Source organism: Chitinophaga sp. HK235 (assembly GCF_018255755.1).
GTDB lineage: Bacteria > Bacteroidota > Bacteroidia > Chitinophagales > Chitinophagaceae > Chitinophaga.
This window is the reverse complement of sequence record NZ_CP073766.1, coordinates 8,053,372-8,079,042: the sequence shown is the minus strand read 5'-3', so window position 1 is coordinate 8,079,042 and position 25,671 is coordinate 8,053,372. Positions and strand designations below refer to the sequence as shown.

22 protein-coding genes and 1 riboswitch are annotated in these 25,671 nt (G+C 50.5%); of the genes, 1 reads left to right on the top strand and 21 read right to left on the bottom strand.

The window, feature by feature from the left end; all coding sequences use genetic code 11:
• Positions 1–2: 2 nt before the first annotated feature.
• From cobN to KD145_RS31105, 21 genes are all read right to left on the bottom strand, one after another.
• Positions 3–3,740: a cobaltochelatase subunit CobN gene (cobN, locus tag KD145_RS31205; protein WP_212003700.1), complete on the bottom strand. Its 3,738-nt coding sequence runs from the start codon at positions 3,738–3,740 to the stop codon at positions 3–5.
• Positions 3,741–3,771: 31 nt separating this feature from the next.
• Positions 3,772–4,800 carry a cobalamin biosynthesis protein CobW gene (gene cobW, locus KD145_RS31200; RefSeq protein WP_212003699.1) on the bottom strand — a complete coding sequence of 343 codons (1,029 nt, stop codon included), beginning with the start codon at positions 4,798–4,800 and terminating at the stop codon, positions 3,772–3,774.
• Positions 4,801–4,834: 34 nt separating this feature from the next.
• Positions 4,835–5,428, bottom strand: a complete 594-nt coding sequence (locus KD145_RS31195; protein ID WP_212003698.1) for a cob(I)yrinic acid a,c-diamide adenosyltransferase — start codon at positions 5,426–5,428, stop codon at positions 4,835–4,837.
• A gap of 11 nt (positions 5,429–5,439) precedes the next feature.
• Positions 5,440–6,123: a VWA domain-containing protein gene (locus KD145_RS31190; RefSeq protein ID WP_212003697.1), complete on the bottom strand. Its 684-nt coding sequence runs from the start codon at positions 6,121–6,123 to the stop codon at positions 5,440–5,442.
• Between the two features lie 65 nt (positions 6,124–6,188).
• Positions 6,189–7,139, bottom strand: a complete 951-nt coding sequence (locus KD145_RS31185; RefSeq protein ID WP_212003696.1) for an ATP-binding protein — start codon at positions 7,137–7,139, stop codon at positions 6,189–6,191.
• Entirely contained in the window at positions 7,136–7,777 is a 642-nt protein-coding gene (locus tag KD145_RS31180; protein ID WP_212003695.1) for a hypothetical protein, read from the bottom strand. Before KD145_RS31180 ends, KD145_RS31185 begins: the two co-directional genes overlap by 4 nt.
• A gap of 98 nt (positions 7,778–7,875) precedes the next feature.
• Positions 7,876–8,574, bottom strand: coding sequence for a hypothetical protein (locus KD145_RS31175; RefSeq protein ID WP_212003694.1), 699 nt, complete (start codon positions 8,572–8,574; stop codon positions 7,876–7,878).
• 11 nt (positions 8,575–8,585) lie between these two features.
• The gene (locus KD145_RS31170; RefSeq protein WP_212003693.1) at positions 8,586–9,674 is read right to left on the bottom strand and encodes a cobalt-precorrin-5B (C(1))-methyltransferase; all 1,089 of its coding nucleotides are present in this window, start codon (positions 9,672–9,674) and stop codon (positions 8,586–8,588) included.
• A complete protein-coding gene (locus KD145_RS31165; RefSeq protein ID WP_212003692.1) occupies positions 9,671–10,429 on the bottom strand; it encodes a precorrin-6A/cobalt-precorrin-6A reductase in 759 nt (252 codons plus the stop codon). Before KD145_RS31165 ends, KD145_RS31170 begins: the two co-directional genes overlap by 4 nt.
• Complete coding sequence (gene cobM, locus KD145_RS31160) at positions 10,426–12,288, bottom strand: precorrin-4 C(11)-methyltransferase (RefSeq protein WP_212003691.1); 1,863 nt, start codon at positions 12,286–12,288, stop codon at positions 10,426–10,428. Before cobM ends, KD145_RS31165 begins: the two co-directional genes overlap by 4 nt.
• Positions 12,285–13,481 (bottom strand): precorrin-6y C5,15-methyltransferase (decarboxylating) subunit CbiE, encoded by a 1,197-nt coding sequence (cbiE, locus tag KD145_RS31155; RefSeq protein WP_212003690.1) that lies wholly within the window; start codon positions 13,479–13,481, stop codon positions 12,285–12,287. The genes cobM and cbiE overlap by 4 nt, the downstream gene beginning before the upstream one ends.
• Complete coding sequence (gene cobJ / locus KD145_RS31150; protein WP_212003689.1) at positions 13,481–14,854, bottom strand: precorrin-3B C(17)-methyltransferase; 1,374 nt, start codon at positions 14,852–14,854, stop codon at positions 13,481–13,483. The genes cbiE and cobJ overlap by 1 nt, the downstream gene beginning before the upstream one ends.
• On the bottom strand, positions 14,845–15,558 hold the full coding sequence (gene cobI / locus KD145_RS31145; protein WP_212003688.1) for a precorrin-2 C(20)-methyltransferase: 714 nt from the start codon (positions 15,556–15,558) through the stop codon (positions 14,845–14,847). The genes cobJ and cobI overlap by 10 nt, the downstream gene beginning before the upstream one ends.
• Positions 15,555–16,487: a sirohydrochlorin chelatase gene (locus tag KD145_RS31140; RefSeq protein ID WP_212003687.1), complete on the bottom strand. Its 933-nt coding sequence runs from the start codon at positions 16,485–16,487 to the stop codon at positions 15,555–15,557. Before KD145_RS31140 ends, cobI begins: the two co-directional genes overlap by 4 nt.
• A gap of 3 nt (positions 16,488–16,490) precedes the next feature.
• Positions 16,491–17,258, bottom strand: coding sequence for a uroporphyrinogen-III C-methyltransferase (gene cobA / locus KD145_RS31135; RefSeq protein WP_212003686.1), 768 nt, complete (start codon positions 17,256–17,258; stop codon positions 16,491–16,493).
• Positions 17,233–18,075 carry an SDR family NAD(P)-dependent oxidoreductase gene (locus KD145_RS31130; RefSeq protein ID WP_212003685.1) on the bottom strand — a complete coding sequence of 281 codons (843 nt, stop codon included), beginning with the start codon at positions 18,073–18,075 and terminating at the stop codon, positions 17,233–17,235. Before KD145_RS31130 ends, cobA begins: the two co-directional genes overlap by 26 nt.
• A gap of 1 nt (position 18,076) precedes the next feature.
• The gene (locus KD145_RS31125; protein WP_212003684.1) at positions 18,077–20,113 is read right to left on the bottom strand and encodes a TonB-dependent receptor; all 2,037 of its coding nucleotides are present in this window, start codon (positions 20,111–20,113) and stop codon (positions 18,077–18,079) included.
• Positions 20,114–20,127: 14 nt separating this feature from the next.
• Positions 20,128–20,448, bottom strand: coding sequence for a ferredoxin (locus KD145_RS31120; RefSeq protein ID WP_212003683.1), 321 nt, complete (start codon positions 20,446–20,448; stop codon positions 20,128–20,130).
• A gap of 127 nt (positions 20,449–20,575) precedes the next feature.
• Positions 20,576–20,765: riboswitch (cobalamin riboswitch) on the bottom strand.
• Between the two features lie 77 nt (positions 20,766–20,842).
• On the bottom strand, positions 20,843–21,778 hold the full coding sequence (cbiB, locus tag KD145_RS31115) for an adenosylcobinamide-phosphate synthase CbiB (RefSeq protein WP_212003682.1): 936 nt from the start codon (positions 21,776–21,778) through the stop codon (positions 20,843–20,845).
• Positions 21,763–22,785 (bottom strand): histidinol-phosphate transaminase, encoded by a 1,023-nt coding sequence (locus tag KD145_RS31110; protein WP_212003681.1) that lies wholly within the window; start codon positions 22,783–22,785, stop codon positions 21,763–21,765. Before KD145_RS31110 ends, cbiB begins: the two co-directional genes overlap by 16 nt.
• Positions 22,782–24,254: a cobyric acid synthase gene (locus tag KD145_RS31105; RefSeq protein ID WP_249219672.1), complete on the bottom strand. Its 1,473-nt coding sequence runs from the start codon at positions 24,252–24,254 to the stop codon at positions 22,782–22,784. Before KD145_RS31105 ends, KD145_RS31110 begins: the two co-directional genes overlap by 4 nt.
• 78 nt (positions 24,255–24,332) lie before the next feature.
• Here KD145_RS31105 and KD145_RS31100 point away from each other — a divergent pair, with 78 nt between their 5' ends.
• Positions 24,333–25,631 (top strand): cobyrinate a,c-diamide synthase, encoded by a 1,299-nt coding sequence (locus KD145_RS31100; protein ID WP_212003680.1) that lies wholly within the window; start codon positions 24,333–24,335, stop codon positions 25,629–25,631.
• The last annotated feature ends 40 nt before the right edge of the window (positions 25,632–25,671 follow it).

The following is a 25,671-nucleotide window of genomic DNA, read 5'->3' as shown; positions in this document are numbered from 1 at the left end:
TTTTATTCCTGCTCCAGTAATAATTGCGTGAGTTGTTCTTTGATTTCTGCTGAAGGCTCCTGCCAGAGGCCACGCTGGATAGCCTCCAGCATACGACTGCTCATATCCTGCAGTGCATGGGGGTTTGACTGTTGCAGGAACTCGCGGTTGGTCTCGTCCAGCAGGTAGGCATTGGTGATTCCCTCGTACATAAAATCATCTATCAGGCCGGTGGTAGCACTATATGCGAAAAGATAATCCATGGTAGCGGCCATTTCGAAGGCGCCCTTATAGCCGTGGCGGCGCATACCAGCCATCCATTTCTCATTGATCACACGGGAGCGGTATACTTTCAGCAATTCTTCCCGAAGGGATTTAACACGCGGATTTTCGGGTCTGGAGTGATCACCGAAATACATGACGGGCTGTGTACCAGTCACCTGCTCCACGGCGTTGGCCATTCCTCCGTGAAACTGGTAATAATCATCAGAATCGAGGATATCATGCTCACGGTTGTCCTGGTTGTGCATCACCACCTGTATATTCGACAGGCGGTTCCGGAATGCTTCATAGGCCGATACGCCCTGCTGCCGGCCATGGTAGGCGTAGGCACTCCAGTTCATATATACCAGCGCCAGGTCCTCCCGAGTGGTCCAGTTTTTTTCATCGATCAAAGCCTGCAGGCCGGCGCCGTAGGCTCCGGGCTTGGAACCGAATACACGGTAAGATGCCCATTCCGCGGCTTTTTCAGCGGAGAGTCCTTTTTGTTCCCAGGTATTTTTTTCCTGCAGATAACGGGCGCGGATAGGGTTGTCTTCCGGCGATTCATCCAGTGTGATGATCTTTGCCACAACTGCATTAAAGAGAGATATCATATCCGGGAACGCATCGCGGAAGAAGCCGGAGATACGCAAGGTAACATCGATACGCGGTCTTCTCAGTTCTATAAGGGATATCACTTCAAAATCCGTAACCCGGCGACTTTCGGCCTGCCATTTGGGTCTTACACCCATCAACGCAAAAGCCTGTGCCAGATCATCTCCGCCGGTACGCATGGTAGCCGTGCCCCATACCGACAGCCCTATGCTGCGAGGATATTCTCCATGTTCCTGCAAGTAACGGTCTATCAGCAGGCGGGCACTCTTTTGTCCCAGCTGCCAGGCTGTTTCTGTAGGGATGCTGCGTACATCCACGGAGTAGAAGTTGCGTCCTGTAGGCAGTATGCCCACCCTTCCGCGGGTAGGTGCACCTGAAGCTCCCGAAGGAACATATCCACCAGACAGCCCTTTCAGCAAATGGGTTATTTCATCTGTAGTAGCCATCACCCGGGGTAGTGTATCCTGTTGTATCCGTGTAAGTATGGCCGTAGTGGCTGGTCCGGCGGCAGGCAGGGTACCTGCTGTTAAACTTTCCATGTAACTAAGCGCCGTTTGTTCCAGGTGTTCTACTACATCACCGGTAGTGCGACAGGCGGTACCTTCCAGGGCTAACGGTGCCGCATACTCGCAATTAAGCGGATCGAATGACAACTGCATATCACGGGCTATAGCCTGGGTAATACCCGGCCAGCCATAACCAGGCAGGCGATGCAGCGCCACCAGCAGGCTATGCAGCTGTTCACCTGCAGGAGGGCGGCCAAAGATATGCAGGCCGTCGCGGATCTGTGCTTCTTTCAGTTCACAGAGATAGGCGTCCAGCTTCAGCAACAGCTCGTCTATATCACGACCATCCGTCTGCAGGTCTTCCAGCAGATGTTCCTGTTTGACCAGGTTGCGGATGCTGGTGCGGATCAGTGTGGCCCTGCGGGCATCCAGACTGGCAGCTTCGTAATACTCGTCCACCAGCTGTTCCAGTTTTATGAGTGCACCATAATTTTCAGCCCGTGCCATCGGCGGCACCAGGTGATCGATGATGACGGCATGATTGCGGCGTTTGGCCTGTGTACCCTCGCCGGGATCGTTGATGATAAAGGGATAAAAATGAGGTAACACAGGAAACAGGGCCGCGGGGAAACAGCTGTCTGTGCCCAATGCCACACTTTTTCCCGGCAGCCATTCCAGGTTGCCATGTTTGCCGGTATGTACCACTGCATCGGCTTTGAACTGGTGATGCAGCCAGCAGTAAAAAGCCAGGTAATCGAAGGTAGGCGGCAGGTCGGGGCTATGATAAATACTTTTGGGATCACTGTTATAACCACGGGCCGGCTGTATGCTCACAAAAACATTGCCCAGCATGCAGCCCGGCAGGGCAAAACGCCCTTCTGTGTAGCTGGCCGCCTCTTCAGGGTTACCCCACTGTTGTTCTACCTTTTCACGCAAGGCAGGTGACAGCTCCCGGTACCAGTCGAAAAACACTGTTTCTTCCAGAAAAACCTGATAAGGGCGGGTATAAAAAGTGGCGGTATCGTTGGTGATGTAATGCGTAAGCAGTTCCATCAGTGCGGCACTGTCTGCCGGCACATAGGTACCTGTTGCATAACCGGCATCTTTTAAGGCATGCAGGATGGCCACCACGCTGGCTGGTGTGTCCAACCCTACCCCATTGGCCAGCCTGCTGTCTTTATTGGGATAGTTGGGCATGATGAGCGCCACTTTTTTAGCAGCATTGTTTTGCTGTTGCAGCTTCACCCAGCGTAATGCCATCTCCACTACCCTATCACATCCCGGCTCATAAGCCTGATAAGATACCGTACTGGAGTCGGTGAGCGGGTCTTTGCCGTTATCTGCCTTAAAGGACACAGCTGTGGCGATAATACGGCCATCCATTTCCGGAAGGGCTATATTGATCGCCACATCTGTAGGCGGTAATCCAAACAGGCCGGCTTCCCACTGTTCCTTTGTGCAGGAAGCAAAAACAGCCTGTATAACTGGAACGCCTAAACGTGAATAGATAAACGTATCCTCCGCTTCATTGTCATCCAGCGATTTGGTGGAGAAACTGGTGGTATTCAGCAATACAGCCGGTGATACCGCTCCCTCATCCGTCAGGAAACGGTATAATACTTCCAGCATGGCTGCATCACGGAGGTTGGACACGTATACCGGCATAGGCTGTAACCCACGCTGTTGCAGCATCTCACACAACACCTCCACCGGCGCGGTATTACCCGCCACATAATGCGTCCTGTAAATGACGATAGGCACCAGTGGAAGCCTTGCGTCTGCCTGCATGCTGAAAGCATTTCTATCCATGATATCATTGCCCGGCAGGGCAATAAAAATATCCGGAAGAGACACAGGTGATGGCACTTCAGCCGGCATCTCCAGAAAATAACTCCAGAGATATTGCAGGCAATACTGCAGGTTTCGGGGACCGCCTGCAGAAAAATACTTCCATACCCTATCCGTTACCGTTATAGGTGCAGTAGAAGCCTCCATCAGCTCCAGGTCCGGCGCATCGTATCCCGGCAGAAACAACACCGGGATATTCCACTGCCCGCAGTAATGCCTGAGTGTTTCCACCAGATAGTTGTAATATCCTTTGCCGCCCAACAGCCGGCACACCACCAGTTTTGCGTGCCTGACCACATTTTCCACGTAATGATCGATAGACAGCTCCTGCCGCAGAAACACGAGATTAGCCATACGCAGGGAGGGCAATGGATTACCCTCTGCGTATAGTGTATGCCAGGCCGTATTCAGCGCATGGATCTCTGTATCTGCGGATGAAAGAAAGACTATGTCACCAGGCTGTTGTTCCACCATAAAAACGCCGTCGTTATTGGGGTTCCAGCCTCCGGGAATCGTTGCGATCAGGTGCATGGGAAATTTTGAAATTTGAAAATTTCGAAATTTAAAAATTTAAAAATTTGATGATTGATGCTTCGTCGAGATCATGACCAATCACTACCAGTGAGGTCTTCCTCTCTTCACCGGCTTTCCAGGGGCGATCGAAATAGTGCTCAAAACGCTGGGACACGCCCTGCAACACCATACGCATCGGCTTTCCAGGTACATCAATGAAACCTTTGATACGATAGATTTCATGCTGACCTACCAGCGTGATACATTTTTCAGTGAGTGATTCCGGTGTATGCGGCACCGTTATATCTGCTACAAAAGACTGGATATCTTCATCATGATGATGGTGATCGTGGCCACTGGCATGATCTTCTTCGTGATGGGAATGGCGGTTGTCCAGATCATTTTCCGCAGCAGCACCGATGCCCAGTAAAACGCCGGGATCAGCCTGACCTTTGGAGGCCGTGATCACCTTAACGCCTGTACGCAATTGGTTACTTACAATTCCTTTCACCTGTTCAAATGCTTCTGCAGACAGAAGATCAGACTTGGTCATCACTACAAGATCAGCACAGGACAGCTGGTCTTCAAACAGCTCCTCAATAGGGGTTTCATGGTCCAGGCTGTCATCCGACAGTCGTTGCGCCTGTACCAGCTCACGGTTGCAGATCTCGCCGGTGGCCTGTCCGACAGCATCTACTACGGTTACTACGGCGTCAACGGTGATCTGCGGTTTCAGGTCGGGCCAGTTGAAAGCGTGCAACAATGGTTTGGGCAGGGCCAGCCCGGATGTTTCGATGATGATATGATCGATGTTTTCCTTACGCTCCATCAGTTCAAGCATAACAGGCAGGAACTCTTCCTGCACTGTGCAGCACAGGCAGCCATTATTCAGCTCTACGATGTCTTCTTCATTTTCGCAGCATGATTTGATCAGCTCTCCGTCTATGCCCATGGCGCCAAATTCATTGACAACCACAGCAAGACGACGGCCCTGGTTATTACGCAGGAGATGGCTGATCAGCGTGGTTTTCCCGGAGCCGAGAAAACCGGTAACGATGGTAACTGGAACCTTTTTCATTTTTAAATTTTTTAATTTTTTATTGGGGGATTGGCTATTCTTTGATGATAGATGGATCTGTTTTTTTTCTTTTATAGAGAAACAACTGCCATTTCTCTTCCGCCACACCGGCTTTGTCCATTTCTGCGCGGGCGAGGATAAAGAACAAATCGGACAGGCGGTTGATATAAGCAGGGATATAATCTTCTATCGTATCTTCTTTCATCAGCGATACCAGCAGCCTTTCTCCGCGACGCATCTGGGTGCGCACCACATGGCAGAGGGCGGAGATTTCATTACCTCCCGGCAACAGAAAATAATCTGAAGCCGTGGTGATACCTGCTTCCAGCTCATCAATCCACTGTTCGCAGAAAGCGGCACCATCAACCGGTTTGGGATTGGGGTTTTCCTTTTTGCAATCGGATGGGCGTGCCAGGTGAGACATCATGTCCATCATATCTTTCTGGATGCGGTGCAGATTGGGCTGCCAGGGGTGATCTGTGCTTAGTTTGGCGCGGAGCAGGCCAATGGTGGAATTGACCTCATCGAACGTACCATAGCAATTGACGCGGGTATCATCCTTGAACACTCGTTTACCACCGAAGAGTGCTGTGGTACCCTGATCTCCCTTTTTAGTATAAATTTTCATACGATGAATAATTAAGCTGAATAAATTTCCGGCCCGAATACTTTGCAGCCCAGCTTTTCCGCCAGTGTGACGGCCATATTGAGACGCGGATATCCGGTTTCGGTATTGATGATACAGGTATGTTTACAGTGACGGCGGAGCTGTTCACGGAAAACAGTTACAGCCTCCTCAAAGGGCTGGCTCGTGGTACCAGCGTTGATCCGTCCATCGGTGAACAGATATAACTGGTAGTCCCCGTTGGGCCTTATCATTTGGGCCATCTGCCGGAAACCTGCTGCCAGATTGGTTTTACCACCGGTACGCAGAGAGGCCAACGCCTCGTTGGTCTGCGACAGGTGTGTAGTAAAAGGTATTATCACGGAAGCAGTCCCCTGTGCCAGTGCGATAATACTCACCTGCGGACGTTGCTGCCGGTATCGGTGCAACATGTCTGTGATCAGTCCTTTTACCAGGCTTATCTGTCGGTCGGCTGCCATAGAGGCACTGCTGTCTACCAGGACGAATAAACGTAAGGCAGTTTTTTGTTGTACCGGCCTTTTTTTGATCACACAGGTCTGATGCACCAGATAATGTTTTACAGTAGCCAGCAGGTCGTTTTCCTGTTGATGACCGGCGGAACGGGACAACAGCTGAGGTGAGGCCAGCGGCACCCGCGCGATGGTTCCTTTCCGTGCGCCCTGTGTGGCCGTTTTCACCGGAATTTTTGCGGTTGCCGATGCAGCCTGGAAAAGGTAGTCCTGTAATGGCTGAGACTTTTTATCTATAGATTCCTGCTGCTTTCCGTGTGATATTCCCCTCTGTCTGGTGAAGGCGCATGCTCCCGCTGACGTTGCTGTGAACGGGATGGCGGGTTGCGTTGTTTGCTGCGATGTGCCAGTACCAGCGGCGCCACATGATGCACATCGGCGCTGGTGACCGCCAAACGGTTACTGAAGGCGGCATAAGCCCTCGCAGCCTTTATGATCAGGATATCTGCGCGCATGCCTTCAGCCTGGTGTTCCAGACAGTGGTCTGCCACTTCCAGATAAGTATCTTCTGAAATATATACCTGGTCGAGTAAGGTGCGGGCCAGATTAACAGCCCTGTTCATCTCCCTTTCTGTTTCCGCAAAAGCGTGTACAAACTGCTGCGGACCAGCATCAAAAGCCAGGCGGCGCTGCATGATCGTGGCACGCTGTACCTTGTCGGCAGGCGTACTAACGGTAACGCATAAACCGAAACGGTCCAGCAGCTGCGGGCGCAGCTCCCCTTCTTCCGGATTCATGGTACCGATGAGAATAAAGCGGCTGTCCTGCCAGGCAGAAAGGCCATCTCTTTCCAGATAATACCCTCCGCTGGAAGAAGCATCCAGCAGCACATCCATGATATAATCATTGAGCAGGTTCACTTCATCGATATACAAAATCCCTCCGTGAGCGGCTGCCAGCAAGCCTTTCCTTACCTGTTCCCTTTTTTCATTGATCAGTATTTCCAGGTCGACACTACCCAGTACACGATCTTCTGTAGCACCTACCGGCAGATTCACAAACGGGAACGGCTGTACGGGATTATGCAACAGACTGGCCAATGCCCTTACGGTAGTCGTTTTACCGGTACCTTTATCTCCCATCACCAGCACACCGCCCAGGGAAGGATCGATGGTGGTGAGCAGCAGCGCCAGTTTAAACTGGTCTTGTCCGCAGATGGCCGTAAACGGATAATATGGTTTCATGGCAGAAATTCCTTAAAAGATTCATATAAACAAAACACACCTATCACAATAGAGAAAGTGCCCACTACATAATTGATGCCTTTCACCGAAGGTTTCCACCTTCCGGAGAAACGGCGTACAGACAAGGCAAACAGGCAGCTGTAGCCTGTCATCGCCACGATGATGCCTATGCTTTGCAGTATCAGGATACCAACGGCGGCATAAGCATCACTGGCAGCCAGCGTAAACGCCAGCGTACAGGCGCCACCGGTACCTGCCAGTCCGTGTAACATACCGATCCAGAAAGAGCGACTCAATACACTGCCAGTGGGAGCATGTACATGCGTATGCTGTCTGGCAGCAAAATTGCGCCGGTAAGCGGTAATACCCAGCCATATCATCACAGGGCCTATCAGAAACTCCACATACCCGGCGATATGCAGGGATAATGCAGATTTCAGAATGAGGATGAAGACACCGAACATGACTAACGTCAACGAATGCCCTAAAGCCCATTGAGAGGAACGCCACATCAACTGTCGCATCCGCTGTTGCTGATTATCGCCTGTAGCCAGTACAGACACCGCCGCCACATGGTCCGGCTCAAAAGAATGCTGGATTCCCAGCAGAAATGAGTCTACAAATAAAGGAACGAGCATGTGAAATCAATTACGAATTATCAATTCCCAGGACTAAAGTCCTGGGCTAACTAAAGTCCTGGGCTGGATTAGTGGCATTATGAATGATGGATGATATGTCACCATTCTGTGATGGCATTATAGATCCATAACAGGCCAATCATAATGGAGAATACACCGACCACGGCGTTGATCACTTTAAAAGCGATCTGGTTTCTTTCAATAAACCGTGACATGGAGAAGGCTAATACACAGCTGTAGGTAGTCATAGCGATGATGATACCCAGGCTTTGCAGTACGATGATCCACACGGCGGTGCGGGTATCTGTGGCTGCGAGGGTGAGTGCTACCGCACAGGCGCCGCCGGTGCCGGCCAGTCCATGCAGCATCCCTACCCAGAAAGACCTGCTCAGCGGGTTCATGGCTATTTCTTCTCCCTGCCTGCCGTGAATATGCAAGGCATTGGTCAGGTGTTCGTGTTCCTCAAATTTTTTGTGCTCCGCCATCATCTCCCTGAGTTGATGGTTACGGCGTATCGCCGACCATCCCAGCCAGATCATGATAGGGCCTACTGCTATCTCTGCCCAGGCAGACAGATTAAAGGGGATAGCCGATTTCAGCAGCAAGGCAAAAGCGCTGAACAGCACCAGTGTCACAGAATGCCCCAGCGCCCATTGTGATGAACGCCATACCAGCCGGCCAATGCCCGACCGCTGCCTGTTTTTCTCAGAAGCCAGTACCGACACGGCGGCCATATGGTCGGGTTCAAAAGAATGCTGTACGCCTAATAACAATGAGTCTAACAGTAACGGATACATGATGTCTATTTTTAGTTCACATACAACAGATACTTGTCTGTTGCATCTATCAATACAATTTCAAAATCCACGGGGCGCAGTGCAGCCTGTAATACGCGCCGGCACTGTGCTGCCAGGGCCGGATAAAATGGTTCCGATTCCTGAAAGGGGAACAGTTCCGTCAGGCCACGGGCCATATTGAGCTGGCGGATGGCTTCGCATTTTTCATGCGGATATCCCGCTGATGCTGCCAGCTGCGCCACAAAATCCTTATCCCAGGATGACTGGTTGCTATGTGTATTCAGCGATCCTGCAGCCAATTTCACCGCCTTTCCCAGCATCATACCGATGGTAAAGGAATGCAATGGCGTAGTGTTGATCTTGGCCAGCGTCTCCCCTATCCAGTTGCCATACTGCACAAAAGCAACGGCAGGCAACTGCGGGTACAGGTTCCGGAGTATCTTTTCGCTGCGGCCGCCGGAATTGACGACCACCGTCTGTAATCCGTTGGCCAGCGCCACATCTATTCCCTGCTCAATACTGGCGATGTAAGCCGCCGCAGAAAAAGGTTTTACTCTGCCTGTGGTTCCCAGAATGGAGATACCACCCACGATACCCAGACGTGCATTCAACGTTTTTTCCGCCAGCACAGCACCATTGGACACGCTCACGCTGATGCTGATGTTTCTATTCACCAGGTATCTTTCGCAGATATCGGTCACTACTCCGGCCATCATGCTGCGGGGCACCGGATTGATAGCCGGCTCTCCTACCGGGACAGACAGGCCGGGCAATGTAACGATGCCTACGCCCTCTCCCGGTAAAAAACTGACCGGCTGAGGGCCGCCGAAACTAACGGTAACGGCTATCTCTGCACCATTGGTTACATCAGGATCATCCCCGCTGTCTTTGTAAGTAGCGCAAGTGGCCTGTGTTCCATTAAAGCTGCAGGCATGTATTTTAAACAACACCTCTTCCCCGTCGGGCAACACAATCGTTACCGACGCCACCTCATCCTGTTCCAGCAATGCCAGCAAAGCAGCTTTGGTACAGGCCGTAGCACAGGCACCGGTACTATAACCCCAGCGCAAATCTCCCTGTGGTACCGGTTTCAGACTCATGATGCAGTATGAATTATATGTTTCAGCATATCAGTGGTGGTGTCTACCTTCACAAAATGCGGTGGCAATGCGGGCCTCCGGATAATATACAAGGGGATACCGGCCGCTATGGCCGTATCGATCTTTACAGACAGGTAACCACTCTCCCCGCTTTCTTTGGTGATAATAGCCTGTACACCGGTCTCCTTCACTACCTGCAGCTCTTCTTCTACCGTTTTACCTGGGAAAGACAACAACAGCTGTTCTTCCGGGAATTCACAGTCCCTTGCGATGGCCACAGAGGTATCTCTTGGCAGAATACGGCAGTACATCTTCTTCCGCTCCCAGTAAGGGCGCCAGCGGATAATGGTCTGTACACCGGTGAGCGACAATACCGGCTCATAACCTCCGTGGTGAATAGCCGACAGTACTTCTTCATAACTGTCGGCATATCTCACCAGCGGGTGTAAGGGCGTTTCCGGATAGTGTCTTTCGAAGCGTATCACAGGAATGGATAAACGTTGACTAACGATACCAATCGTTTCATGCAACAGGGCCGCAAAAGGATGGCTGGCATGAACGATGGTAGTGATATGCTGCTCCAGACAAAAAGCTTCCAGTGCTTCCTGTGTAAAGGCACCATAACGATATTGCGCACCAGCGGGAAGTGATACGTCAATTTTTATTTTTGACGAATACCAGCAGGGTTGGTTGGCCGCCGCCAGGGCCGCCAGTACCAGTTTACCTTCTGTTGTACCTCCAAACACCAGAATCATTTGTTTATTTTTAAATTTCCAGATTTTGTTTTCTGATTACGGAAGATGTGTTTCCATTCCGGATTATAAAGATGTGATCTGTTTTTCCGCGCACCGATGGCCGCCCCTACGATGATGAGCGCGGTACGCGTCAGCTTGTTGCTCCGTATGATAGCTGCCAGCTCCTGCAGTTGCCCGGTAAACACCCGTTCATCTTTCCAGGTCACGCGGTACAATACCGCTACCGGTGTTTCCGGCGGATAATGTTCCAACAGTTGCGCCTGTACGTTTTTTGCGATGGTGGCACTCAGGAAGATACACATGGTAGCTCTGTGCCGCGCCATCTCCTGTAGTTTCTCATGCTCCGGCAGAGGGGTATTACCTTCACCACGGGTAAGGATAATGGTTTGTACCACTTCCGGAATGGTAAACTCAGATTTGAGCACCGCAGCGGCAGCCTGGAAAGAAGAGATGCCCGGTACGATAAAGTAGTCCATTCCTTTTTCGTCGAAGATGGTCATCTGCTCCTGTATGGCACCATAGATAGACGGATCACCGGATTGCAGTCGTACAATCAGATGCCCTTTGGCATAATGTTCTTCCATCAGACTGATCTGCTCTTCCAATGTCATGCTGGCGGAGTTGCGCACCACGGCACCTTCCTTGGCGTAGTGGGTCAGTTCTTCCGGTACCAGGCTGCCAGCGTAGAGAATAAGGTCTGCCCTTTCAAGCAGTTCTTTACCTCTTACTGCCACCAATGCAGGATCACCGGGGCCGGCACCTACAATGGCTACCTGTGCACGCCTTTCCAGAGCGGCATCCAGGGCAACAGCGATCGTATGTTTTTTACCGGAGCTGACCGTAATTTTCTGTTTCTCTACCAGCCAACCGTCATTGCCGGAAGACAAGTATGCACTGGCTTCCGATACGCTGTATACGTCCAGCTTGTCTTTCACTACCGGCGATGGATTGGGTACTTCGCACTCGTTGAGTGCAGCGGCGGTGTAGGTGTAAAAAGGTATCTGCCATTTATCTGCCAAAGCAATAAATGCTTTTTCATCATGTTTGATATCTATGGAAGCGATACTTTTTACGGCTTCCGCTGCAAGACCCTGTTGTTGCAATTGCTCCAGCACAGAGACTTCCAGCAGGTCGGACTCAATATCCCGGCTGCAGCCCATCCCGATATGCAAAGCAGCCGGATGATAGTGCAGCACCGGTATGGCAACCGTATACTTACGGAAGGTAACAGCTATCAACAGGTCAAACTGCTCCAGTGGGATATCATTGATATTATAAAAGACGGTAACAAAATCCGGTTTCGTTTTTTCCAGCCATGTGGTCCCTTCCGCTTTTACATCCAGCAACAGGGCTGTAGGGTGGTTGTTGACAAACAGGGAGATGACTGTATTCAAAGGCGCTGTGGCAGCCGTTTTCCAGGCATATTGTTTACCAAGCGTATCCAATGCCCAGATATCCTGTAAATCGCTGGAGGTAGTAATCACTGCCTGAGCACCCAGGATATGCGCCACCTGCCGCGCCAGTGTATTGGCACCACCGGTATGACCTGACAGTACCGGCTGTACGAAATAACCATGATCATCCATATTAAGGATCGCCGGATCGGTATTTTTATCTTTGATATAAGGTGCGATACTGCGTACACAGATACCCAGCGCACCAATGAAGAGGAAAGCGTTGTATTGGTTAAAATTTTCCTGCAGGAAACTACCGATCGTATCAATGGAAATGACACCTGCCGGGATATCCTTGCGGGTAGAGAATATGGCCACATCAGACAAGGACTGGCGTATGGTACCTGCCAGTACTAAAGCTCTGTCTGTGCTGGCAATAATAGCAATATTTGATGTTTGTTTCATGCTTGTTTGATAGCTGTTAAAACCGTGATAGGGTTATGGTCTCCTACCTGTATCTGTTCTGCCGGTAGCAGGTGCCATTGAAGTTTTTCCGTCATATGCACAAACTGTTCTCTGCTGGTGTCCAGCACAGCGTTTATCACTATTCTCCCACCCGGACGCATATACGAATCTATTATCTGCATCAACTCATCCAGGCGGTTGCCATGGCCTCCGATAAACACTGCATCGGGTACCGGCAAAGCAGCATGGTCCTGTTCATAAAAATCGCCCATGTGTATATCAATACCGGGGGCAGACAATTGTTTCATATTACGGGTGATGATACCTTCACATTCAGGTCGTTTTTCGAAGGCTACCACCTGCAGGTGCGGATGCAGGCGTCTGGCCTCTATAGCCACTGCGCCGGTACAGAAGCCGATATCCCAGCAAACCGTTGCCTGGTGCAGCTGCAACTGTGCAATACTGGCGAGGCGTACCGTTCTTTTGGTGATCATATTGGGTCTGCCGGGGAGCCCTTCAAAACGACAGTCTTCTATCCCCATTCCGGGCTGTTGCGATGCAGACACCTGTTGCAGCAGCACACAATTGAGCGGATGAAAAGTGCGGCCGGCCATCGTCTCCAGTGTATCCCGGGACAACTGTTCTGCAACACCGTCCAGATCTTCTCCCACCAGCATATCATACTGTGTAAACCCGTATTCCATTATCCGCTGCGCAATTGCCTGCGGGGTACGAACATGATCCGTCAGTATGGCTATCTGCCTGTGTCCCCTGATCAGCGCGGCATCCAGCTCCTGCCAGCTACGGCCATGTACCGATACATTACACACCTGTTCATAAGGAATGCCTGCTTTAGCACAGAGCCGCTGTATACTGTTGAACTGCGGATATACCTTTACGTTAGCATCCACTGCGTATTTGCGGATGGTGTTGACCATGCCGTAAAACAAAGGATCTCCACTGGCAAAAACCACCAACGGCTCTGCCACCTGTTCATATTGCGCAAAAAGTGCCGGCATATTGCCCTTGATGGTAATCCAGTTATGGGACACCGGCAGCAAATGCTTTACCAGCGTGTAATGACGTTCCCCACCGGAAAAATGCCGGTATTGCGAAAGCAGTTCCATAGCTTCCGGTGAACAGACATTCGCTGTTGTATTGGCAACTCCTATGACGATATATTCTTCCGGCATCAGCGTGTATGCATAACAGTGATTGTATCCAGGGTGAAGGCAGCGTTTACAATCGCTGCCGCCACGTTGCTGCCGCCTTTGCGGCCTTCTATGATAACGGCGGGCACTGTAGCACCCAGCCGTAGTTTCAGTTTTGACTCCAGTACGTTCACAAAACCCACGGGCGCCGCTACAATACCAACAGGGCGGCAAGTACCCTGCTGGCATTGGTCACACAGTTCCAGCAACGCTGTAGGAGCGTTGCCCACTACGAACAAGGCCTCCGGGTGCTCCTGTATGGCCAGGCGCATACCTGCCTGGCTGCGGGTAAGGTTTTCTGCTGCTGCCAGGGCCGGTACTCTTTCATCGTTGAGGTAACATTTTACAGTAACACCGTACTGTTGGGTGAATGCTCTGGTAATACCGGATTGTACCATCGTCACATCGGTGATAACGGTGCCGCCACTACGCAGATAGTCATGCCAGGCTTCCATGGCATTACCACGGCTATAGTACAGCTGTTCATATTCGAAGTCGGCGGTGCTGTGGATACACCGTATCACGGCCCATTGGTCTGCCGGTGACAGCTCATCTCTTTTCAGCTGCCGCATGATCTGGCGGAAGCTCTCTATCTGTATTTCCTCGCCGGTCACCGGTTTGCGGGCCAGATAGCCCCTTGGTGTGATGAGGAAATTATTGAACCGGAAGGTTTGTGAATTACCAATCATCACGAGGCTGAACATGTCAACAAGGGTAACGTCCAGTTCCGCCAATGTGGTAAGATGAATATTCTCCTCTTCTCTTGTCACCTGTCTTACAATGGCCACCGGTGTTTCCGGATGACGGTATTGCAAATAAATTTCTTTTAATCTCGACAGCTGCCAGTTGCGCTGTTTACTGCGGGGGTTGTATAAAGAAGTAACGAAATCGCCCATGGCGGCAGCGGTGATACGCTGTTCGATTGTAGACCAGGGCGTCATCAGATCAGAGAGGGAGATGCAACAGAAGTCGTGTCCTATGGGTGCTCCAAGCCTGGCGGCGGCACCCTGGAAGGCGCTGATACCGGGGATGGTCTGCATATCAATATCTGTTCTGTTGTGACGGGCGGCATATTCATACACCAGGGAGGCCATAGCATAGACACCGGCATCACCGGAGCTGATCACCGCCACCTTTTTACCGGGGGCACAGCTTTCAACGGCCAATACTGCACGGGCCTCTTCTTCAGAGAGTTCCCGGCCCAGGCATTCACAACCAGGTTTCAGCAGATGGGCCACAAACTGAAAATAATAGTGATAGCCAATTACAATATCGGCGTCCGCCAGTACCTGTTGCGCTACCGGCAGTATATACTCTTTCGCACCAGGCCCGATACCGATTACGCTCAGTTGCATATGTTACTTTTTAGAATGATCAATGAAAAATAAGGCAGCGTTCTTTCCTGCAATGCTTCGATGCCAGTGGCGAGATATTGCTCCGCAGTGCCGAGCTTCTCCCCGTACAACATAGTAGCCTGGCCGTTTTCCAGGAATGGTGTAATATATGCCATGGCTCCCCGTACTTTTATCAGCACGATGGTTGCAAAGCGGCACAGGTGTTCTTCCAGTACCGTAGCATTTTCAAGCAACGGGATGATGGCAATTTTTTCGCGGAGCAGTGCCAGCGGTTGCTGGTGGGCTGCCGCTGCCAGCAGAAAAGAAGGTACTCCCGCAATTACTTCCAGGGGAAGATTTTCCCGGCGGATATGTTCGAGGAGATAGATAAAGGTGCTGTAAAAAGAGATGTCGCCTTCGCTGACGAATGCCACCTGTAAACCTTGCCGCACATCCGTTTTCATTTGTTCAGCCGTTTCCGTATATACCTGCAGGTTATAGCTGCGGTCGTTGGACATTTCGAGCAGCATAGGCTGCCAGGTTTTATTTTCCAGCTGATAATGATCGAGGATGGTCCTGGCGTAACTACGTGGCTGTCCTTGTTGCAGAGAGGCCGGATAATAGATCTTATCGGCCTGCTGCAGGGCTTTCCAGCCTTTGAGCGTGATCAGGTCCGGATCACCCGGGCCTAACGATACTGCATATATTTTTCCGGTATGGTTCAAATGCCGAATACTTTTTTGACGGTTGATAATATTCCTTTCCGAGCACCTGGTTTTTCCTCTTCTTCGAAGAGGATACCTTTTACATTGAGGTGATGGCCAATTTGTTCCTTGCCCATATCTTCCTCAAAACCCACGATCTGTGTACGGTACTTACACAGCTGACAGTTCATATTGCCATGACCAGCCTGTGCTTCCCGTATGCGTTCATCGATGGCTTGCAGCAGCAGCTCATGACTGCCGAAAGCTGCTGTGCACAGGTATTCTTTGGTGGAAGAAGCCTGCCAATCGGCCACCTGGCTGTAGATCCGCTTGAGCAGTATACCCGTAAAGAGAAAAACCGGCAATACTACCACCCTTTTGAAGGGCAGACATTCCAGGATGGGCAAGGTGTCTGCCAGCAGCGGTTGAGTCACTCCTATATAAGCAGTGGTCGTAAATCCGAAGCCCATGCCTTCTCCCAGCATGCGGGCCAGCTTGGCCACATCGCTATTGGCATCCGGATCGTTGGTGCCCCGCCCTACCAGCAACAAACAGGCATCTGCCCTGTCTACCGCCTTCGCAGCAGCTTCTGCTTCTTCTATTAATAGTTGGGATAACTGCAGCAAAGGAGCGCTGATACCAAGATGCCTGGCCATGGTGATGGTCAGATCGGGATACTGCTGCTGAAGGGTGTTCATTTCATACGGGATATCGTTTTTGGCATGCCCGCCGGCAAAGAGGATAGCCGGCAATGCTATGATGTGCCGTACACCTTGCAGATACATCCGCTCTACCGCCGCCGCATATACGGGATGAGCAAATTCCAGGAAACCGTAATCAACGACATCATCAGGGTAGCGGTCCTGTAACTTGCGGACCAATACCTTGAAGTGCTCCACTCCTTCTTTATCTCTGCTGCCGTGGCCGCAGATCAGTATCCCTTTTTTCATCTTTTATACCTTAATGGATGTTGCATATTTTCCTATGATGAACACCACCGGCATCGGCAGTGCTGCCTGCTGTATGGCGGCTTCTATTTCCTGCAGGGGTGCTGTCACCTGCTGTTGTTGCGGGGCGGACACTTTCGAAACAGCTGTTACATACACTGTTTCTGATCCGGCTGCCTGCAACAGTTTGGCCACCACTACGGATAGGTTGCTCAGTCCCATATACATTACCAGCGTAGTGCCGGTGCGCAACATATTGGCCAGCGCATCCAACTGTTCATGGTCGTAGTTGGCGGTATGACCGGTACAAAAAAGCACTGCATTGCTGTGGTTGCGCTCTGTCAGCGGCACCTGGCACAGACCTGCAGCGGCAATCCCGGCGGTGATGCCCGGCACTACTTCAAACGGGATGTGGTGTTCCTGCAGATAACGGATCTCTTCCACGGCGCGGCCGTAAATAAACGGATCTCCGGACTTGAGCCTTACCACTTTCTTACCATTCAATGCATGCAGGCGCATCAGTTCATGTATCTGCTGCTGCCGTGCTGCCGGATCTATGGTGTCGCCATATTTTTTACCGGCATATATCCTTTCTGCGTCCGGCCGGCACAGCGCCAGTATCTCTTCAGACACCAGATTGTCGTGCAGGATTACATCAGCCGCTTCTATACAGCGTGCAGCCCTTACCGTTAGCATGTCCGCAGCACCGGGGCCAGCCCCTACGATGCATACCGGATGCAGGATATTATTATTTTGTTCCTGTTGTTGGTGCATTAAAAATCAATAACGGATCATCATAAATGAATTCATATCCTAACCTTTGTTTCAGTTTGGCGGAACTCACTATTTTATATGGTTGTTCTATGGGTTGTAATTTTTTAGGCATCTCCAGCTTCTGTGCCTGTGCAGCCGCCCTGTAATAGTGGTAGCGGATAGGATGCACGCTGGCGCAGGCATTGAAGATCTCTCCCCAGATATCTTTTTCGAGTAACAGGCTGATAATACCGATACAATCATCACGGTGTATCACGTTCATGGGCACATCGTTGCTACGACGCTGTGTGAGCAGTGTTTCAGCGTTCGGGATCCTGTCGTAACCGATGAGTCCTCCGAAGCGGAGCACGGTAGTACGAAAGGAAGGTGACTGCAACAGCAGTTGTTCCACTTCCCGTAAAGCAACGCCATTGGGCGTTTCCGGCATCACCATATTATGCTCTGTTACCATATCGTTGACATCGGCATAAACAGAAGTAGAGCTTACGAAGATTACTTTTTTAATACCTGTTGTTTCCAGCTTCTCTCTCAGGATTTTTATTTCCTGCACATGCGCTTCTGTTCCTCTTTCCCTGTTGCGGGGCGGGATATTGATAATCAGTATATCAGCATCCCAGAAGGTATCAGGTGCTTCGAGCTGTGATTCACTCAGAACGACCTGATAGCCGTCTATGCCTGCTTCCTGTAGTTCCTGTACGCCGGCGGCCGTGGTCCTGGCGCCTTTCACAGTGTATCCGATACGCTGCAGATGCTGAGCCAGTGGCTTGCCCAGCCAGCCGCAACTTAAAATGCTGATTTTAGGGAGATGTTGATCCATATTAGAATTTAACAGTTATACTACCTCTGAGGCAGAACGGTGTCCCTGGCGTAATATGGAAGTCCATGACCGGCGCTTTTTCGTCTTTCAGTTGTGATTCATCATAGAACTGAGCTTCTGCCCATTTCTCATTAAAAATATTTTCAGCAGAAAGTCCGAATTCAAAACGGCGCCATTGATATTTCACAACAGCGTCGGTGAGAAAATAAGCGGCCGATTGAACACTATTATCTTCGATGGCTGCACGTTTACCCATATAACGGTAACGTATACCTGCATTCCATCCTTTTGTTGCCTGCCAGGAAACACCGCCTGTGCTGGTGAAGACGGGCGCAAAGGGAATATAGTTTTCCTTTGCGGGAGCGTCCATCAGACGAGGGTGTGCATAGTTGAGGTTTACATCGGCCCATAATGGCTTCCAGATATGATAACGCAAGGCTATATCTACACCGGTACGGGTAGCACGGCCAATGTTTTCATAGCTGCCATCATCTGCGATGAAACGGAATTCTGCATCACTCTGCAACCACCACCATGTAGCGGTCAGCAGCAATTTACTGTTTAACTTGAAATTAGCGCCAAGGTCGGCCCCATAAGAACGGGGAACAGCACTCTCCTGTCCGCTGCGTATAGCCACGTTGGCATAGTTGGAATGAAAGCCCATGCCGGTTTTGGCGAAAAATGCCAGCGAAGGAGATAAATCGTAATAAATGTTAATCTTCGGACTCAGCCGGTAGGCCACACTATTGCCATTATTGGAAGGGTCCATCCGGTCGCGCAGATTAAAGGTAAATACATCGTTACGCAGCCCGACGTTGAAGCTCCATCCACCGGCCAGGCGCAGCGTTTCGCTGAAGTAGAGGGAGTAGTTGGCCACTGCCACCCGGGAGGAATCCTCATGAGACAGCAGATCTCTTTCCTTTACATGATCGCGGCCCAGGCTTACCAGGTCTATCCTCGCTCCCAGCCCTATTTCTGATTGCAGGGTTGCTTTTCCCAGGCGGCCTTCATGGCGCCAGGTATTTTTATATCCGAAGAGGTCACGTTTCTCCCATTGTCTGATTTCATCTCCATTCTCCCTATCATCTTTATAAAAAGTAAAGTTGGACCAGAGGTCAAACAGGTTTCTTACATAATACAACTGTTGCCGCAGGGAAGAGCGCTCGCTGAGCCGGGTATCCCAGAGCAGGTTGGCATTGATACGGGTAGTCTTTCCTCCTTCTGAGGGATCAATAGAGCCAAAGCGGCGAAGAGAGCCATCTTCAAGGGCGCGCAGCGGTACCTGTCCGGAAGCATTCCAGTTGCTCGTAAAGCCCGAAGCAATCAGGGAAATGGTATTGTTACTGTTAAGGGCAATGTTGTATCTGCCTAACAGGTTCATTCGTTTAAAGCGTTGTGAATTGTCGAAGTAGCTGTCAGTGTACGTATAGTCGGCAGCGATATAAGCGTTCTGGTCCCTGGTGCCTGGTTGCTGTTGTTTATCCAGCAGCCGGAGCATAGTAGCAACGCGGGCTGTGTTAAACTGGCCGTATTCCAGTTTCACGAACTGATTATCGGGTCTGAACAGGGAAGTATACACGGCAGCACCTGCATTTGTAAAGTCGCCCTGGGAGGCCTCGTAGGGTCCTTTGTAATAAGCGGCTCCGCCGATCACTTCCGGGATCAGGAAGTGCATATCGGCATATCCTTGTCCGTGGGCATGATTGGGGAGGTTGACAGGTATACCGTCTACGAATATACCGAAATCGGTGCCATGGTCGTTATCGATGCCCCGTACCAATATTTGTTCGGCTTTTCCGCCGCCGGCATGTTGCGCGATAAAAAGACCCGGTACGGTGCGAAGCAGGTCCTGAGCCGATTTTATCGGTTGCAGCTGCAGGTCAAGTTTGGAAAGCATGTGCGCACTTTTGTCGGTGCTGCCAGCGATGTCGATCGCTTTAAGGTTGAGTATTTTGAGGGAAAGGGTGTCTGTGTTTTTGTGTTGTGCCAATGCCGGCAATGCCAGTGCAGACAATACAGCTGTATAAAAAATTCGCATGAAAATGGGTTAGCTTAACGGATAGTTGTTTCTTCTCCAAAAAAGATAGCTTCGCTGACCGGTTTGTCGTTCAGGAAGTGGCTGATAACGAGATTACTGGTATTTTCCGGATACATTTCCTTATACCAGGTCCCGTCGGGATGGATAAAAACAATCGGTCCGTGTTCGCATTGACCGGTGCATCGTGTGCGGATGGTATGCACTTCCTCATGCAGGTTGTTGTCTGAGATAGCAGCTCTGAGCTGCAGGGTGGTGTCTTCCGCGCCTTTTTTGAGGCAGGAATTACCGTTGCAGATAAACGCGATGCGTTTAACTTTTTGAAGATCTTTGCCCATGGATTAAGTTAATAAGCCCGTTAACTGTTAAATAAAATTGCGGCGAGCTGAGGGGAGGAATATCAGGGAAGATTCTTACATACGGGGAGTATGAAGGAAACTGTCCTGGCTTCTATCCCGGAAGCAGACCGTGAACATGTTTCCTGGCAGGTCTTCTGGCTTGTTCTGTTGTCTGACGCCTTCCCGTTGACACAGTGGCTATATTATCAGCAACGTATAGATGAACTTACAGCAGCGGGTACTGCTCCGGATTTACACCGGATTCCCTTTTAAGTGTACCTCAGAAAAGGCTACACACCTGGTAACGGCGGCGAAGATAGGAAAGATTTACGGATTTTTTTATTTAGAGATTTAGTTATTTGAAATGCAGCGAAGATTGTGTTTTGGCCACTACCTAAATAATCAAATAATAAAATAATAAAATAATAAATATCATCACCAGCGTGGTTGCGTGATTAACGTACATCACCTTGCTGAATTCGTGATGAGCGATATCCCGGGGTTGTTCGCCGATATAAGGTTTCTCCACCACCCTGCCGTGGTAGGTATTGGGACCTCCGAAACGACAGTTGAGAATACCTGCCAGGGCCGCCTCCGGATAACCGGAATTGGGGCTGGCATGTGACCTGCCAAAACGGATGATGTACTGTGCCGCACGGCGGCTACCTGACACCAGCACCATCAGCAAGGCCGTAATCCTGGCCGGGATAAAATTGGCCACATCATCCAGGCGGGCAGCCACTCTTCCAAAATAATAGTAACGATCATTTTTATAACCCACCATCGAATCGAGGGTATTGATCATCTTATATAACATCATACCCGGCAGGCCCAGCAGCGCATAATAAAACAACGGAGCAATCACGCCATCACTGAGGTTTTCAGACATAGACTCCATTACCGCCACCCGTATCTGGTTAGGTGATAAAGCTGTGGTATCACGGCCAACAATCCAGGACAACCGTTTACGGCCAGCCTCCAGGCCCTGCTGGTGCAGCGTATCAAACACCTCCCTTCCTTCCAGCAGCAGGCTTTTATTGGCCAGCGCAAAAAACACAAAAACAGTGGTAAAGGCCAGCCAGGCCCAGGGCCATTGTTCCAGCCAGTGCTGCGCCAGATAAAAACAGATAAACACAGCGGCACAAAGGCCCAGCGTCATCAGCGCCCCTTTCCACAAACGGCCATGGCCACGGTTCAGCAGCCGTTCCGTATAGCCGATCAGGTGACCAAAAAACTTCACGGGATGTGGCCAGCTGCGGGGATCTCCCAGCAACAGGTCCAGCAGATAACCTAACAGTAAGGGTAATACGAATTTTACGAAAGCGTCCATTGATGCAGGGCAGTGATGAGTAACTGATTATCTTCCTCGTTGCGGCATGCTACGCGGCAGTGTCCCTGTTCCAGGCCATAAAAATTGGAGGCATCCCGGATCAGTATCCCGTAGTTATTGACCAGCCATAGTTTCAGGGCAGCCGCAGTACCCGTGAGAGTTTCAAACAGGAAGTAGTGGGTATGGGTAGGATACGCTTTGAACTCAGGCATTTTCCGTACTCCTTCCCAGAGCTGGTAAGTATCTGCCAGCAAGGAGTCCAGCGGCAGCTCAAATTCTTCCGGATGGTCCATGATATAATAACCGGCTTCCAAAGCCAGGCTGTTGACCGACCAGGGCATTCTGAACGCCCTTACCTTGTCCAGCAGCGGCTTTTGTCCTGCCAGGTATCCTAAGCGCAGCCCGGGGATGCAGCAGGTTTTGGTGAGCGACCGTACAATCAGCACATTAGACAGTTGATGCAGGCGAGGCAACAACGTAATGGCATTACGGGTGAATTGTATATAGGCTTCGTCAATGATAAATATAGTGCGGTTATTGAACTGTATCAGCTGCAGCATTCCCTCTTCACTCATCACCTGGGCCGTAGGATTGTTGGGATTACAGATAAACACCAGATCGGTAATAAACCGGGTATCAGGCGCCAGCTTCTCCCAGAAAAAGTAACTCAGTTCATGCTTATGGAGTTTGCAGGCGTCAGCATATTCCGCGAAGGAAGGTACCACCACCGTCGTGGTTGCGCCGCTGAAAGCCTGTGCCACCAGGTAAATAGCTTCTGTGCCTCCGTTGGTCACCATCACCATACCGGGTGTCAGTTCTTCCCGTTGTTCTATCTGCTGCTGCAGTTTAACAGCCCCTGCATCCGGGTAGTGGCCGACACCACTGACTTTGCCCGCAATATGCTGTACCAGTTTTTCCTGTGTGCCGCCATACCATACATTTGAGCTGAAATCAGCTACAATAGGGTGGTTGAACAGGTATGCATCATCTCCGTGTCCTTGTATCATAAACAAATAGCTTTATACACCGATTCCATATCGAGATGTTGCCGGATATGAGCGGCCAGTTTATCATATTGAGCCGACCGGAAAGCACGATAGTCGAAGCTTTGAGCGGTAGTCACTGTTTTCCCGCAGGCAGCCAGCAAATCGTCCAGTACGGCGGTATTGTCGAGGATACCATGCAGGTAGGTGCCCCAGCACCTGTTGCTGAGAAAATATCCATCGGGCTGTCCATCATCCAGTACATTCAGCGGTGAAGATGTTTCTCCTGTTGTATGTCCCATATGGATCTCATACCCTTCACAGGAAGCAGCCTGCTGCCGGTAAGTAAAACGGCGCTGCCGGGTGATCTTCTCGCGGGTGAGGACTGTGCTGACCGGTAATATCCCCAGTCCGGGCATACTGCCGGGCTCTCCTTCCACACCATGCGGATCTTCAACAGACATACCCATCATCTGATAACCGCCACAGATACCGATCACCACTTTATTTCGTTTAAACGCTTCCGTTATAGCCCTTGCTGTTCCATTATTTTTGATTGCCACCAGATCGGACATTGTATTTTTACTGCCCGGGATAATCACGATATCTGCTGTAACAATATCTGCGGGATTATCTGTATAAAAAATATTTACCCGCTCATCTTTCTCCAATACATTAAAATCCGTAAAGTTCGACATATGCCGGAGCAATACCACAGCGATATTGATTCTTCCGGTGGTCTGCCGTTTATGCTTCAGCGATAGTGCTACCGAATCTTCTTCTTCAATATGAATATCCTGATAATAGGGCAATACGCCCGTTACCGGTATACCGGTCAGTGTTTCCAGTTGTTTGCGGCCATCTTCAAAGAGGCGTATGTCGCCGCGGAATTTGTTGATGATAATACCTTTGATCAGGGCCTTTTCTTCCGGTGGCAGCAGGGCAATTGTACCATATACACTTCCGAAGACACCACCTCTGTCGATATCCGAGATCAGGTATACAGCAGCACCTGCATGCAGGGCCATCCGCATATTGGTAATATCACGATGGCGCAGGTTCAGTTCGGATATACTGCCTGCACCTTCCATCACCACAGGGTTGTAGCGCTCCGACAGTCTGTCGAAAGCGCCTTTCACCTCTTCAAAGAGCCGGCGTTTGTCGTCCTGCATAAAGTATTCCCAGGCTGTTTGATTACCTGCCGGTTTCCCATGCAGTACCAGCTGAGAGCTTTTATCATTGGTAGGTTTCAGCAATACCGGGTTCATATCGGTATGACAGGGCACGCCGGCCGCTTCTGCCTGTACGGCCTGTGCGCGGCCTATTTCAAGCCCTTCCGGCGTAGCATAGCTGTTGAGTGACATATTCTGCGCCTTAAAGGGCGCCGGCATATACCCATCCTGTTTAAATATACGGCAAAACCCGGCAGCAATCACGCTTTTGCCCACATCAGAGGCAGTGCCTACAAACATAACCGGCCGGAGTTGTTTCATGGTATTCATAACTTCTAGTGGCAACGAAGATATTTAACTTTCACAAAAGAATATTTCCTCCGCTTATCTTTGCAGGACATGAAACCACAGTTTCTGATAGCGGCACCGCATAGTGGTGCAGGTAAAACGACCGTCACCCTCGCACTGCTGAGGGCGCTGCAACGCAGCGGCCGCAAGGTACAGCCATTTAAATGCGGCCCCGATTACCTGGACCCAAAACATCATACCCTGGCCGCCGGCCAGACCAGTATCAACCTAGACCAGTACATGATGCAGGAACAACATCTTCTGGAACGTTACCACTGGTATACCAGCCAGGCAGATGTCAGTATCATTGAAGGTGTAATGGGACTTTTTGACGGCGCCCGCAAAATGGAAGGCAGCAGCGCCTCACTGGCCGCACTGCTGGACATACCCGTGATACTGGTGGTGAATGCCAAAGCCATGGCCTATTCTGCCGCCGCATTGTTATATGGATACAAACATTTTTTCCCGGAGATACAGATTGCCGGGGTGATATTTAATTTTGTAAATACCCCCTCCCATTACCGTATCCTGGAAGAAGCCGCCGCGGATGTGGGTATCCCGGCGCTAGGCTATCTGCCGGAACAACCGGAAGTAAAGATACCCTCCCGTCATCTGGGGCTTCATATTTCTGCAGAAACAGATTATAATACCATCATTGATGCCGCTGCGGACCATCTTACTGCACATATAGACCTAGAGCAACTGCTACAGCGGACCTTACGGCCTGCAGTAGTCGACACAGCACTCGCCACTACATCTTCCACCCAATTACGTATAGCCGTGGCACAGGATGAAGCGTTCAACTTCACCTACCGCGAGAACATAAATGCCTTATCACAACTAGGTCCTGTTACCTATTTCAGTCCGCTTACAGATACTGCATTACCAGAGGCTGATCTGCTTTATCTACCAGGTGGCTATCCCGAGCTGCATCTGCCACAACTGGCTGCCAACCATACCCTTCTTGAACAGCTGCGGCAATACAAGGGCCGTATCCTCGCAGAATGTGGAGGCATGATGTATCTGGGAGAAAGTATTGTAGACGAAAACGGTATCGCCTATCCGATGGTAGGCCTGTTGCCCGTACAGACCAGCATGCAGCGGAAAAAATTATCCCTCGGATACCGGGAGGTACATATTGGTGATGTAGTGCTCAAAGGACATGAATTCCATTATTCCCAGTTTACCGCCCAACCTGATATAACGCAAACGGATATACGTGTTTTAAATGCCCGGAATGAAATGCTGCCTACGCCCGTGTTTCATACCTCCAATATACTGGCTAGTTATATGCATTTTTACTGGGGAGACCAATTATCCGGACTGAAGAAGGTGTTGGGGTTACTTTAGCTATTGTAGTGCTGTTTTAAAATGTTTGGTAAATCACTAC

What these genes read in the sequence shown, in the direction of transcription:
- cobN (WP_212003700.1), bottom strand. Translation starts at nt 3,740, where the DNA reads ATGCACCTGATCGCAACGATTCCCGGAGGCTGGAACCCCAATAACGAC.
- cobW (WP_212003699.1), bottom strand. Translation starts at nt 4,800, where the DNA reads ATGAAAAAGGTTCCAGTTACCATCGTTACCGGTTTTCTCGGCTCCGGG.
- KD145_RS31195 (WP_212003698.1), bottom strand. Translation starts at nt 5,428, where the DNA reads ATGAAAATTTATACTAAAAAGGGAGATCAGGGTACCACAGCACTCTTC.
- KD145_RS31185 (WP_212003696.1), bottom strand. Translation starts at nt 7,139, where the DNA reads ATGAAACCATATTATCCGTTTACGGCCATCTGCGGACAAGACCAGTTT.
- KD145_RS31180 (WP_212003695.1), bottom strand. Translation starts at nt 7,777, where the DNA reads ATGCTCGTTCCTTTATTTGTAGACTCATTTCTGCTGGGAATCCAGCAT.
- KD145_RS31175 (WP_212003694.1), bottom strand. Translation starts at nt 8,574, where the DNA reads ATGTATCCGTTACTGTTAGACTCATTGTTATTAGGCGTACAGCATTCT.
- KD145_RS31170 (WP_212003693.1), bottom strand. Translation starts at nt 9,674, where the DNA reads ATGAGTCTGAAACCGGTACCACAGGGAGATTTGCGCTGGGGTTATAGT.
- KD145_RS31165 (WP_212003692.1), bottom strand. Translation starts at nt 10,429, where the DNA reads ATGATTCTGGTGTTTGGAGGTACAACAGAAGGTAAACTGGTACTGGCG.
- cobM (WP_212003691.1), bottom strand. Translation starts at nt 12,288, where the DNA reads ATGAAACAAACATCAAATATTGCTATTATTGCCAGCACAGACAGAGCT.
- cbiE (WP_212003690.1), bottom strand. Translation starts at nt 13,481, where the DNA reads ATGCCGGAAGAATATATCGTCATAGGAGTTGCCAATACAACAGCGAAT.
- cobJ (WP_212003689.1), bottom strand. Translation starts at nt 14,854, where the DNA reads ATGCAACTGAGCGTAATCGGTATCGGGCCTGGTGCGAAAGAGTATATA.
- KD145_RS31140 (WP_212003687.1), bottom strand. Translation starts at nt 16,487, where the DNA reads ATGAAAAAAGGGATACTGATCTGCGGCCACGGCAGCAGAGATAAAGAA.
- cobA (WP_212003686.1), bottom strand. Translation starts at nt 17,258, where the DNA reads ATGCACCAACAACAGGAACAAAATAATAATATCCTGCATCCGGTATGC.
- KD145_RS31130 (WP_212003685.1), bottom strand. Translation starts at nt 18,075, where the DNA reads ATGGATCAACATCTCCCTAAAATCAGCATTTTAAGTTGCGGCTGGCTG.
- KD145_RS31125 (WP_212003684.1), bottom strand. Translation starts at nt 20,113, where the DNA reads ATGCGAATTTTTTATACAGCTGTATTGTCTGCACTGGCATTGCCGGCA.
- KD145_RS31120 (WP_212003683.1), bottom strand. Translation starts at nt 20,448, where the DNA reads ATGGGCAAAGATCTTCAAAAAGTTAAACGCATCGCGTTTATCTGCAAC.
- cbiB (WP_212003682.1), bottom strand. Translation starts at nt 21,778, where the DNA reads ATGGACGCTTTCGTAAAATTCGTATTACCCTTACTGTTAGGTTATCTG.
- KD145_RS31110 (WP_212003681.1), bottom strand. Translation starts at nt 22,785, where the DNA reads ATGATACAAGGACACGGAGATGATGCATACCTGTTCAACCACCCTATT.
- KD145_RS31105 (WP_249219672.1), bottom strand. Translation starts at nt 24,254, where the DNA reads ATGAAACAACTCCGGCCGGTTATGTTTGTAGGCACTGCCTCTGATGTG.
- KD145_RS31100 (WP_212003680.1), top strand. Translation starts at nt 24,333, where the DNA reads ATGAAACCACAGTTTCTGATAGCGGCACCGCATAGTGGTGCAGGTAAA.